Consider the following 12,995-nt stretch of genomic DNA (forward strand, 5'->3'; position numbering starts at 1 on the left):
AATGGTTTATTCTCTTTGTCTAATCTTAACCGTTTCCAGTTAAAATCTTACGCTGTCAATTCAATATGTTTATGAACTTGTTTTCTTTGTTCTCTTATCGCGTTTCCTTGATAAGCGGGTGCAAATATAAAACCCTTTTTTATTCTCACAAAACTTTTTTTAATCTTTTTTGAAAGTTTTTTTTCAACTTCTAAAACCGATTAGTAAAACTTCTTATGAACGTATGCCTTCAACAACTAATGCCGTTTTTAGCGGCTGCAAACCTACAACCCTTTTTTAATTCTGACAACCTTTTATTAACCTTTTTTAATGGTTTTATTACATTATTCTGTAAATCCATATACATCAACTATTTATACCTAAAAATAAATAATCTGGTATCACAATATATAGATGGATTTAGCGCTAGACCTTGGCTTTTGCCCCTATACTTCCTTTTATACACTCTTTATTTAATGAAAATTAAAATCTTAATTCAATTTACATACAAATTTTGTTCTTGATTAAGTTCAAGTCCCTAAAATATTACTTGATTCAACTTTTGTTCTTAAACCTAAAAACTCTATAATATATAAACAAAAAAAGCCTTTCAATTTCTTGAAAGGCTTTTACTTTTGGGTGGAAGACCGGATTCGAACCGGCGACCCTTGGTACCACAAACCAATGCTCTAACCAACTGAGCTACAACCACCATGTAACTTGCATTTTGTAATGCGTGTGCAAATGTAATTGATTTAAACCTTTTCTACAAAGACTTTTTTTGTTTTTTTAAAATTAATTTTCCTAAAAAACCTAACTATTTCATTTGCTTATATTTATTATTTTAAAAAATCCGAAAAAAAAATTAATTTCTTATAATCTCATATTTAGTTTCTATAAACTACTAGTTATTCTATTTTAAATCGAACAAACTATCAACAGCTACATAACGTTCAACAGTAAAACCTTCTGCATACTCAACACCAACTAGTCGTCCTAAATCTCTTGCTCTATAAATAATACTATCTGTAAAGTTTTTGCTAGATATAGGAGTTTCTGGCTCTTTACTCAATTCATCATAAAACTGTGTTTTATACGCTAATACAGATTCCATTTTTGTATCTATATATCCTGTAATATCTACAACTAAATCTGGTTCTAAATTTTTCCATTGTATATAATGGTACACTTGTTTTGGTCTCCATTGTTTTTGTAATATTCCGTCATCATTTATTGTTTCAATTTTAATTAATCCGCTTAAAAAACAGGCATCACTAGCTAATTTACTTCCTTTTCCATGATCTATATGCCTATCATCAAACGCATTACAAATCACAATCTCTGGTTGATATTTTCGAATCATTTTAATAAGCTCTAATTGATGTTTTCTATCATTTACAAAAAAACCATCTGAAAATGCTAGATTTTCCCTAACAACAACACCTAAAATTCTTGCAGAATTTGCAGCTTCTTCATCTCTAGTCTCAGCAGTACCTCGAGTTCCTAACTCTCCTCTAGTTAAATCTATAACACCTACCTTTTTTCCGTTAGCAACTTCTTTTGCTATAGTACCTCCACAACCTAACTCTACATCGTCTGGATGTGCCCCAATAACAAGGATATCTAATTTCATGTGTTTATTTTATTAGTCTTTATTGGTAACATTTATAATAATGAATGTTACATTTGTTTTAAGTTTATCTATTTTAAATTTTAAATCATTTATAAAGCGCTCTAATCTTTCCCTTTATTTCCTCGTTTATCTAAAAATGTCCAAGCAATAATACGAGATTGCTTATTTCCTTGCCCCATAGGTATTGTTCTTACATCTTTAGCTCCTAATTTTTTTAGTGACACATGTATTCCCTTTACTAAATCCTTTTTTGAGACTAAAGTTGTAAACCAATTGCATTGATTTTTAAATAAAGAACTTTCATAAAGATAATTATGTATAAATGCTTTTTCCCCTCCTTTATACCACAACTCATTATGGATTCCTGAAAAATTTCTAACTAGCTTCTTATCTCCTACTCTATTTAATCCTTTTAGTTTTCGTGTTGTGGCTTCTATAGCTTCTGTTTCAGATTTGAAAAATGGCGGGTTACATATGGACACAGAAAATTTATCGGTTTCTGTTAGAATTCCTTTCAAAATTTGAGAAGTTTCTTTTTGATGTCTTAAAACTATAGAATTCTTCAAACCATTTTTATTAATAATAGTTTGTCCGTATTCTAATGACTTCTTATCTATATCTGTAGCAACAAAATTCCAATTATATTCTGCTTGTCCTAAAATTGGATAAATACAACTTGCTCCTGTACCAATATCTAATACTTTTATTTTGGTTTTAACTCCAAAACTTTCTAATAAATCTGCCACATAATGTATATAATCTACACGTCCAGGTATTGGCGGGCATAAATTTGCATCTGGAAATTCCCAAAAAACAATATTGTAGTATTTCATCAACAAAGCTGTATTAAGTGCCTTTACAGCCTTTGGATTAGCAAAATCTATGGTTTTTGTTTGGTATGTGTTCTCAAATACAAAGGGTAATAAATCTGGATATGTATTACACAAGATATCTAAATCGTATCCTAATTTATGTTTGTTTTTATGGTGAAAGGTGATGTTTTTTTTGATAGCTATAAAATTTAAGTTATACAAATTTAACAATTACAAACTACACTTTCACTTGTTTCCAATATCCTTTTTTAAACCAAAAAACAGCAACTATTGCTATTAATATTTCAGCAAGAGTAATAGCCCAAAAGACACCAAGTGGTCCAAAAGCTAGAGTAATTGACATAATATAAGCAAATGGCAATTGCAACAACCAAAAACACACAAAATTAATATAGGTTGGTGTTTTTGTATCTCCTGCTCCATTAAATGCATTTATAACAACCATGCCATAACCATAAAAAATATACCCTGCTGCAATAACACGTAGACATAAACTGCCATATTTTACAACGTTTGGTGTAGCATTAAATAGCATTATAATTTGTGGCACAAATGCAAGATAGATTATAGAAACTATGCCCATAAAAATGGCACTGTATTTACCTGTTTTCCAAACCGATTGTTCTGCCCGTTCAGGTTTATTAGCCCCTAAGTTTTGTCCTACTAAAGTAGCTGCCGCATTACTCATTCCCCATACTGGCATTAGAGTAAACATCATTACACGAATAGCAATGGTATACCCTGCTAACACTTCACTACCAAATTCGCTCATAATTCGCATTAAAAACACCCAACTAGATGTGCCTATTAAAAACTGACCTATACCTCCTAATGAGACTTTAATTAAATTTAACATGATATTAACTTGAATCACTAAATCTTTCATGCCTATTTTTATTTTGCTATATCCAAAAAACAAAATACCCAATTGAAATACAACTGCTGTACCTCTACCTATAGTTGTAGCAATAGCTGCTCCTTCAACTCCAAAAGCTGGAATGGGTCCGAAACCAAAAATAAATATAGGGTCTAGAATTATATTGAGCCCATTTGATAGAATTAATGTCCACATCGCTACAGATGCATTACCCGCACCTCTAAAAATTGCATTGATTAGAAATAGCAACATAATAGTTATGTTTCCTCCTAAAAGTACTTTAGTATAACCATAACCTTCTGCTATTAAATCGGGTTCACCACCCATAAGCTCTAATATCTCTTTAGGATATAGAATACCTATAACACTTATAATAATAGCTAAGAATACCCCTAGAAAAATCACTTGAACTGCTGCATTGGATGCGCCTTTTATATCTTTTTCCCCTACACGTCTTGCTACTACAGCTGTAGCCGCCATACTTAACCCTATAGCGACAGCATATATTAAGGTAATCACAGATTCTGTTAAGCCAATTGTTGCCACTGCATTAACACTCACTTGTGAAACATACATAATGTCTACTATAGCAAAAATGGATTCCATGAACATTTCTAAAACCATAGGAATAGAAAGCATAAAAATTGCCTTTCGAATACTACCAGATGTAAATGCTTGCTCTTTGCCTGTTACAGCTATTTTAAAATATTGAATAAATTGTTTTAAAGAAATTTTATTTGATTGCATTCTGAATTTATTAAATGTAAAAACTCACCTAGCGCATAACAAGCATACTTAGGCTATAATTTTGTTCGAGAAGGTCTCGATACGAACGGAAGTTTAATTAAGCAATCATACAACAAAGATGTTAATTTAATTTTAAAATGCAAAATAGATGTATTAAGTAATAATGTTGGTAATGAAAAAAAAATCAGATAAACTAAGCCTTCATTTTTACTTTATTCGAAAAAGTCTAAACGAGTTCTATCTTTTTTAGGCTGTTAAACTCTATTCTAATATCTTCGCAAAAAAAAAAATGAAGATGTTAAAAGCTGTTATTTTTGATATGGATGGGGTTATTATTGATAGTGAACCTATGCATAATAAGGCCTATCATGATATGTTTGATGAAGTTGGCATTGATGTTTCAGATGCTCTTTATGAATCATTTACAGGACAATCTACCATTAATATATGTAAACGCTTATGTGATCATTTTAATTTAGATGAATCTCCTGAAACATTAGTAGCTCTTAAGCGTAAACACTATAAACATTTTTTTGAAAGTAATTCTGATCTCACGCTTATTGATGGTGTTTTAGATTTAATAAAAGATTATCATAGTAATGGATTAACTCTAGTTTTAGCATCATCTGCTGCCATGACTAGCATCAATCAAATTTTTGATCGTTTTAATTTAAACCAATACTTTGTTGCTAAATTAAGTGGTGGAGATTTAAAGCAATCTAAGCCTCATCCTGAGATTTTTATTAAAGCTGCTGAAGCTAGTGGCTTTAGTAAAGATGAATGCTTTGTTATTGAAGATTCAACTAATGGTATTAAAGCTGCTAATGGTGCTAATATTTTTTGCGTGGGTTATGACAGTTTCCATTCTAAAAATCAAGACTACTCTACTGCCAATAAAGTTATTACAGATTTTAACGAGATTGAGTACAAAAAAATTAGTTTGTTTTTTTCAAAAGTCAAACTCAACAGCAACTAATCGCTAGAATCTTCATTGTTTTTTCTAATAATATTTTTTAATCGCTCTTTTCTTAAAGCTGCTTCAGTTTTCTTTTTATTTTTCTTTTGAGTCATTAACCTAGTATGCTTTGCTTTATTCTTTGTATTTTTCTCTCTCCCTGTTTTAGCCATAAAATCTAATTATTCAAAATTTATTATTGCAAAGATATCAGGTTTTTGATTTTAATTACGTTCTCCTACCTATTATACCAACTATTAGTCTTTAAGCTAATATTAAATATTATTAGCTATTGAGCTAATAATTTAATTTATTAGCCTTTAAGCTAATATTTTTTTTTATTCTGACAAAAAAGTAATACATTTGAATATATAGAACATATTAAATTATGATTAGCATTATAACAGGCGATATTATTAACTCTAAAGAAAGTCCTCCAGAGCAGTGGTTAAATGCTCTTAAGTCTATTTTGAGTATTTATGGTAACACACCTGCTCAATGGGAAATTTTTAGAGGGGATAGCTTTCAGTTGGAAATAGATCCCAAAAAAGCATTAGAGGCTGCTTTTTTAATTAAAGCTATTATAAAACAATTTAAAAATACGGATGTAAGGCTTGCTATTGGGCTGGGAGAAAAAACATACCATTCCGAAAAAATAACAGAAGCTAACGGAAGTGCGTTTGTTAATTCAGGAGAATGTTTTGAGCAATTAAAAAAAACAACACTTGCTATAAAATCACCTTTTGAAACGTTTGATGAACAAATAAACCTTATGCTAAATCTGGCGTTATTGACTGTAGATAATTGGACTAGTACATCTGCAATTTTAATCAAAACAGCTTTAGAACACCCTAATTTGAATCAAAAAAAACTAGCTGAACACTTAAAAAAAACTCAAGGAAATATTAGTCAAGGCCTTAAACGCGCTGGATATGATGAAATTTTAAAATTATTATATTATTATAGCTCTAAAGTAGAAAACTTATGTTAGCATTATTCATTAAAATACTATTAGCACATATTATTGGTGATTTCATGTTACAGCCCGTTAGGTGGGTTAAAGATAAAGAAGCTAAAAAACATAAATCCAAATTTTTGTATTGGCATATTTTGATACATCTATGTGCTTTAATTTTAGTTTTACAATTCAATTTTAAATATTGGTTAGGGGTATTTATTATAATTATTACACATTATATTATTGACCTTACCAAACTACACCTTAAAAAACGAATAAACTCTAGGCTTTTATTTGGATTAGACCAATTAGCACATATTCTTGTTATTGCGTTAGTAATAAAACTATATATCCCTTACCAATTTAACCTGGATTTTCTTTTTGAAACCAAAACGTTATTATTTATAACTAGCTTGTTTTGTATAACTACAGTATCTTCTGTAATCATGAAAACGATTATATCTAAATGGGATTTAAAAGATGATAATAATGAAGATACTTCTTTAAAAAATGCAGGAGCTTACATTGGTATACTAGAACGTTTATTTGTTTTTGCCTTTATAGTAACACATCACTGGGAAGGTATTGGTTTTTTAATAGCAGCAAAGTCTGTATTTCGTTTTGGTGATTTATCTAAAGCTAAAGACCGTAAACTTACCGAATATATACTAATAGGCACGCTTTTAAGCTTTGGTTTAGCTATTTTATTTGGATTGGGTTATGAGTCTATTCTAAAATTGATTTAGTTTTTTGATAAGATTGCATGTCCAAAATCAATTTTTAAAACCTACACATCAAACAGTAACATACTTATAAACATCAAAATCTACATCTACGGGTAAATTATATTCATAACCTCAAAGTCCTTTTAAAACTCTCAAAATTAATAGGTTTCGGCTGTAATATCTGTTGTTAGATATAGTTCTAAAATAAGAGCATTATCCGTTTTAAAGTTTGTTAATTTCAAAACTATTTTTTCTTAGTAGCCAAACGATACAGAAACAAAATCACCTTGATATGCAGCATCAATATTCACAGGACTCTCTTCTACCTGTTCTTCATTACTAGGAATTATCAATCACTACCAGAAGAACATGAATTAAAAGTTATAAGTGCTAAAAAAAGCTACATACATACATACATACATACATACATACATACATACATAAAATGTTTCTTTTTTATTTACTTTATTAGTCAATCGCAAGACTAGCGATAAACCTTAACTTAATTACTTTTTATAATATTTAGCATATTTTATGTAAGAAAAGAATCCTAAAACAGCTAATATGGCACAAGCTATTATAATAAACTTAACACTTACAATTTGATCGCCACTAGCGTAACTATGTAATCCTGCTAAATAGAAATTAACTCCAAAATAAGTCATCATTATACTTGCAAATGCTATGATGGAACATAAATTAAAAAACCAACGCCCACGAAGTCCAGGAACTAAACGCATGTGTATTACAAATGCATAAATCATGATACTTATAAGCGCCCAAGTTTCTTTAGGATCCCAGCCCCAATAACGTCCCCAACTTTCATTTGCCCACATACCTCCTAAAAAGTTACCAATACTAAGCATTACTAAACCAACAGTTAATGCCATTTCATTTATTATGGTAAGCTCTTTTATATTAAGGAGCATTTTTTCTTTATTCTCCTTGTTTGTTAAAATCATTAATAATAAAGACACGACACCTAATATCATTCCTAATGTAAATGGGCCATAACTTGCTACAATTACAGCTACATGTATCATGAGCCAATAACTATTTAAAACAGGTTGTAAGTTTGCTATAGCTGGATCCATCCAATTCCAATGTGCAATCATTAAAATCATAAACGTAACAAAAGCAGCTGCTGCTATAGTAAGATTAGATGTTTTACGGTAAAAAATATAGTTTACAACACCAAAAAGTGAATTTAATAGGGGTTTAGATGCTAACCATGATATTTTCTTTGGTGTTCCCATTAGTAATCCAAATAGCATGGTTGACCAAGCTACATAAATCATAGATTCATAAGCATCACTCCATGGTGCATGACCAGATATATACCAACGTACAATTAAACCTGAAGTATGTAACAAAAACAGGCCGACTATAATCCATTTAAAAACAGCTATAGCTACAACAATTACCTTGCTTCTATCTTTAAATATTTGAATAATAAGTAAAATAAATAACAAAACTCCTGCATACATATACCAACTGTATAGCTTCTTGAAAATATCGTACTTATTATATAATACTTCTGTTTTTACTTTATCGTCGCTAAGCATAACTTCTGCACCATGTTTATGCTGGTTTTTCTTAAAGGCTTTCAACAGTTTTTCTGCTTCAGTAAAATCACCTGTTTGCTTCGCTTGGTTTAATCTAAATAAATACGCTATAAATCCGTTTTTTATAAAATTTCCATAAAGAGAATCTTTTATTTTAGATTTATCTAACCTATAATCGTAAGTAGAAACCCATTTATTATTATCATCATTAGGAATTGGAAATATTTTTAAAGAACGTCCTTCAACAGTATTGAATAGTAAATTTACTCGTTGATCTATTTCCTTAAATTCTTTTTGAAAAGCATTTGGTGGCTGCGCTTTATATGCTTCATCTAAATAAGGCGCTAATTTGTATGTTCCTTTTTCTGAAAAGAAATCGGCTAGAGTAGCATATTTATCTGTAACTTCTAAACCAATAATTCGCCTTATAGAGTCGGCTTTTTTTCGTTTTAAAAAAATTACAGGGACATTATACCAAAGCGTTGGACTTTCGTGTATCGACAAAAAGACCTGATTAGCATCTAACCCTTCATAAGTATCATGTTTACTTAGCTTACGTAACATTTCTGATGCGTATGTATTGACAGGCATCATACGTCCACTTAAATCTTGAATTACTAAATGTCCAAATTTATCGGCATGATCTTTAGGTGCTATATTAACTTTCAAGACTGAATCTACTTGTGTTTTAGTTGGTCTAGAATAATCATGTCCATCATTTTCGGAATGCTGAGTTTGCGAAAAGGCTTGTATACCAAAACAAAGCAAGAAAACACCAAGTAATTTTTCTTTTTTTGTTTTTACTTTTTTTAGTTGATCTTTTAAATCGCTAAAACGTGTATTCTTAGCAAATAAAATAGCCATTAATCCAAAATAAAGCATAAAATATCCTATATAAGTTAGTAAAGCTCCCCAATAATCATGGTTTACAGATAGAATCGTTCCTTTTTCATCAGGATCAAAACTAGACTGAAAAAAGCGATACCCACCATGATCTAAGATATTATTCATAAAAATTTTATAGTCATAGTTTTCTGCTTTATCGTCAAGAACAGTAACCTCACTTGAGAATGCGGAATATCCATTTTCTGTGCCAGGGTAACGTTCGGCTTCAAAATCGTTCAATTTTATAGAAAAAGGGAGTTCTAACACTTTTGCTCCATATTTTATGGCAAAATTTAATCCACCAACTTCTATTTGTTTAAAATTAGTATTCATTCCCTGTCCGCCAAGTAAACCTATACGTTTTGTTTTTCCATTAGTGGTTACTTTTAAAACCACGCCGTCTTCATCATTCTTTAATAATTGTGATTTTTGAACAACATCAAAAACACCTTTTACAACAGGTTTAGGAAATACCATTTGCATGTTTCCTATAACATATCTTGAGCGCAAATGTAATGGTTGTAAACTGTCTTTTATTAATTGACCTTGAGCTCTTGTTGCCATGGTCATGTACTCACCATCGAAAGGCGAATTAATTGTAAGCTCGTCGTTTTTATAAGTGATATTTATAGCACCTTCTGTTGGTTTGTTTAATGCTATAAGTATATTATGGATACTTTGTACCTGCCCTACCTTTAGAAAATGATTATGCGGCCCGCTATTTCCTGCTTCTACAAGTTTTAAATATTCCTCTCCGCTTTCATCTGGAATAATGTCTTCTTCAGCTCCAGCTATAAATTTTTCTAATTCAATAGTAACTGGTTGCTCACCATAGGTTGTTTTAATATTAAAATTATTATCTAATCGTGGTGAAAAATCGACTTTACTCTCTACATAACGTTGTTGGACTTTTCCATCGACCTGATAATCTCCATCTATAAATGTAGTGATGTAAGTGCTTCTTGATAAGAATGTGTTTTCTGTAGCTCCTTCTCGTATAGCCATCATCCCCTCAAAACTAACATATCTTGTTACAAAAGCTCCTAGTAATATAAAAATAAAAGCTAAGTGTAAAATAAAAGTTGCCCATTTTTCCTTTTTATACAGTTTAAACCTAAAAACATTACCTACAAAATTAATTACAAAAAATACCATAATAGCTTCAAACCACCAAGCATTATAAATAAGGTTTCTGGTATAAGGAGTTGGCGATGTTTCTTGTCCTGCATCTAGAAAAGTACCTGTTGCCATTGCTACAGCAAAAGCAATAAATAAAATAGCGGTAAGTCTTGTAGAAAAGAGAATATTAGCGAGTTTATTTTGCATAATTTGAACCCGTTTTTAAGGTCGTGCAAATTTAAGTATTAAAGTTGATTTTTTTGAAAAAATTGCCCCAATTAATTCACTAAAAACAGACATTTAACTTTTAACTAGATTCTAGATTAGAAAGTATTGTATTTATTAATACTAAAAATCGTTTATAGTAATTCTTGCTTTTGAGTTTAACCATACATTATCCTACTATCCACTCACATTTTTAATGTTTTGACAATAACATAATAGATTATTTTTCTTAACTATTTTATCTTCCTTAGGAGGATATCCTAAAAATGTTAAATGATTCTCTATTGTAGAAATATCGTTTGCTGTATTAAAATTAAATGATATAGATGCCTCTCTTAAGTACACATAAATACTAGAAATGTTTTTTAATTATAATAATTCATCTTTTATTCTGTTTGCGCAACTTACACAATATAGGTTGCGCACCATGATTGTTGCTCTTCTCATACGTAAACTGGTATTAATTAAGAATCTCACCCACCCTTAAGTCATTGATTTACTGATTAATTCTTTTCAATTTAAAATCAAAAATGGATTTATTATAAAACTAATACTGTTTGTGATTGCTTTTCAAATCAAACAGATAATTTAAAATTGGAAACTCGGGTTAAATACATGTTTTAACTTTAGATTAACAAACTATAAAAGACTACAAAAAACACAGAAATCGATGTTCTGTCTATTTTTTACTTACCAGATCTCGCTTCAAAAATCTTTAGATGTAAAAACGTTCCCATTTTTCGAGCACGTCTTTTAGCATTTTCTGCATAATCTCCTTCAAAAAGCTCATCAATGGTTTGAAACCATAAATTTAACCATAGCCCAAAATGTAATTCTGTAATACTATTGTTATTTTCAGCATCAACTTTCACATGAATTTCTAAAGGGTTTCCTAGGTATTTCGTTTTTAAAAATAAACTCGATTCCCAAAATGTTGTTAATCGATCTAGGTGTGCATCCCAATCTTTGATAACGTCATTAAAAAAAGATCCTAAAACAGTATCTGCTCTTACTTTTTTGTAGAATGATGACACTAATAAAAATACATCTTCTCTGGTTTTAAGGTCTTTTTTCATAGGTTGCAAAATTAAGGTTTTTATACAGAGATTCTCTGATACTTATAAATACTACTCACATAATACTAAACAAAAAATCACAAATCATAAATTATAAACCGTAATTCTTACTTATTTTTGCCTTATGATTTCAATAGTAATTCTTGGTGCAGGCAATGTAGCAACTCATTTATATAAAGCTTTTAGTAATACAGAAAGCACATCTGTTATTCAATGGTTTAATAGAAGTTTAGATGTTATAACCCCATATAAAAACAAAGTTGATATTACAGATAATCTTAATACACTAAAAAAAGCTGATGTATATATTTTAGCGGTTAGTGATGATGTAATTGCTGAACTTTCTTCTCAACTTCCTTTCGAAAATAGACTTGTAGTACATACTTCAGGTAGTGTTAGTGTTTATGATATTGACAAAAAACATAAACGTGGCGTACTGTATCCGTTACAAACATTTAGCAAAAATTCTAAAATAGATTTTGCCAACGTACCAATTTGTATTGAAACTATAGATAAAAAAAGTTATCCGCTTTTAAAGGAGTTAACAACAAGCATTGGTAGCCCAACCAAAAGAATAAATAGTGACCAAAGGCGTGTTTTACATGTAGCTGCTGTTTTCGTTAATAATTTCACAAATCAATTATATAGAATTGGGCATGAGATCACAGAGTCTGAAGGTGCTGAATTTGATTTACTAAAACCACTTATTTTAGAAACTTCAAAAAAGATTTTGGAATTATCTCCTTTTAAAGCCCAAACGGGTCCTGCAAAACGAAACGACAAAAAAACAATAAAGAAGCATTTAAAAACGCTAGAAAGCAAACATCATAAAGATATATATAACCTCTTAACAGCATCAATACAGCATACCCATGGAAGAAAAAAGTTATAAAGAATATTTAGAACATATCACCACATTTATTTTTGATGTAGATGGTGTTTTAACAGATGGAACAGTCCATATTACAGCTACTGGGGATATGTTAAGAACTATGAATATTAAAGATGGTTACGCTCTTAAAACTGCTGTAGACAGAGGCTTTAATGTGTGTATTATTTCTGGAGGATCAAATGAAGGTGTTCGCATACGTTTAAAAAACTTAGGTATTTTAGATGTTTATTTAGGCGCTCATAATAAAATAGAACAGCTTGACGATTATTTTAATAAAAAAGGGATTAAATCTGAAAATACACTATATATGGGAGATGATATTCCAGACTATCCAGTTATGAAAGGTATCGGTTTGCCTTGTTGTCCGCAAGATGCTGTACCAGAAATAAAAGGCATTTCAAAATACGTTTCGCATAAAAAAGGAGGAAAAGGTGCTGTACGTGATGTGATTGAGCAAGTCTTAAAAGTACAAGGGAAATGGAGTGGCAATTTTAATGCTAAGTATGATTGAGTTAGAAGTTAAAAT

Annotated in this window: 11 protein-coding genes and 1 tRNA gene; 5 read left to right on the plus strand and 7 right to left on the minus strand. The window is 30.3% G+C overall.

The annotated features are described in order from the left end of the window. Positions 1–616 precede the first annotated feature (616 nt). The 4 genes from A8C32_RS14825 to A8C32_RS14840 form a co-directional block, all read right to left on the minus strand. Positions 617–692, minus strand: a tRNA-His gene (locus tag A8C32_RS14825). Between the two features lie 200 nt (positions 693–892). Then, positions 893–1,612, minus strand: a complete 720-nt coding sequence (bshB1, locus tag A8C32_RS14830) for a bacillithiol biosynthesis deacetylase BshB1 (RefSeq protein WP_069831205.1) — start codon at positions 1,610–1,612, stop codon at positions 893–895. A gap of 101 nt (positions 1,613–1,713) precedes the next feature. Continuing rightward, positions 1,714–2,646, minus strand: coding sequence for a 23S rRNA (adenine(1618)-N(6))-methyltransferase RlmF (rlmF, locus tag A8C32_RS14835; protein ID WP_240491760.1), 933 nt, complete (start codon positions 2,644–2,646; stop codon positions 1,714–1,716). Between the two features lie 16 nt (positions 2,647–2,662). Beyond that, entirely contained in the window at positions 2,663–4,069 is a 1,407-nt protein-coding gene (locus A8C32_RS14840; protein WP_069831206.1) for an MATE family efflux transporter, read from the minus strand. A gap of 295 nt (positions 4,070–4,364) precedes the next feature. On the opposite strand from A8C32_RS14840, the gene A8C32_RS14845 reads away from it, so the two are divergent. Beyond that, entirely contained in the window at positions 4,365–5,045 is a 681-nt protein-coding gene (locus A8C32_RS14845; protein WP_069831207.1) for an HAD family hydrolase, read from the plus strand. Here the strand turns inward: A8C32_RS14845 and A8C32_RS20750 are convergent. Beyond that, complete coding sequence (locus A8C32_RS20750) at positions 5,042–5,197, minus strand: hypothetical protein (protein WP_165605849.1); 156 nt, start codon at positions 5,195–5,197, stop codon at positions 5,042–5,044. The genes A8C32_RS14845 and A8C32_RS20750 overlap by 4 nt on opposite strands. 215 nt (positions 5,198–5,412) lie before the next feature. On the opposite strand from A8C32_RS20750, the gene A8C32_RS14850 reads away from it, so the two are divergent. Together A8C32_RS14850 and A8C32_RS14855 are read left to right on the plus strand one after the other, a co-directional pair. Continuing rightward, positions 5,413–6,015, plus strand: coding sequence for a SatD family protein (locus A8C32_RS14850; RefSeq protein ID WP_069831208.1), 603 nt, complete (start codon positions 5,413–5,415; stop codon positions 6,013–6,015). Beyond that, a complete protein-coding gene (locus A8C32_RS14855; RefSeq protein WP_069831209.1) occupies positions 6,009–6,728 on the plus strand; it encodes a DUF3307 domain-containing protein in 720 nt (239 codons plus the stop codon). Before A8C32_RS14850 ends, A8C32_RS14855 begins: the two co-directional genes overlap by 7 nt. 485 nt (positions 6,729–7,213) lie before the next feature. On the opposite strand, the gene A8C32_RS14860 is transcribed toward A8C32_RS14855, so the two are convergent. Both A8C32_RS14860 and A8C32_RS14865 read right to left on the minus strand, forming a co-directional pair. Next, a complete protein-coding gene (locus A8C32_RS14860) occupies positions 7,214–10,483 on the minus strand; it encodes a cytochrome c biogenesis protein CcsA (RefSeq protein ID WP_069831210.1) in 3,270 nt (1,089 codons plus the stop codon). A 704-nt stretch (positions 10,484–11,187) separates the two neighbouring features. Then, positions 11,188–11,577: a group III truncated hemoglobin gene (locus A8C32_RS14865; RefSeq protein ID WP_069831211.1), complete on the minus strand. Its 390-nt coding sequence runs from the start codon at positions 11,575–11,577 to the stop codon at positions 11,188–11,190. Positions 11,578–11,701: 124 nt separating this feature from the next. Between A8C32_RS14865 and A8C32_RS14870 the strand changes: the two genes are divergently transcribed. Both A8C32_RS14870 and A8C32_RS14875 read left to right on the plus strand, forming a co-directional pair. Further along, positions 11,702–12,469: a Rossmann-like and DUF2520 domain-containing protein gene (locus A8C32_RS14870; RefSeq protein WP_069831212.1), complete on the plus strand. Its 768-nt coding sequence runs from the start codon at positions 11,702–11,704 to the stop codon at positions 12,467–12,469. Next, entirely contained in the window at positions 12,450–12,980 is a 531-nt protein-coding gene (locus A8C32_RS14875) for a KdsC family phosphatase (RefSeq protein ID WP_069831213.1), read from the plus strand. Before A8C32_RS14870 ends, A8C32_RS14875 begins: the two co-directional genes overlap by 20 nt. Positions 12,981–12,995 lie beyond the last annotated feature (15 nt).

This window comes from Flavivirga aquatica, assembly GCF_001747085.1.
Classification (GTDB): domain Bacteria; phylum Bacteroidota; class Bacteroidia; order Flavobacteriales; family Flavobacteriaceae; genus Algibacter_C; species Algibacter_C aquatica.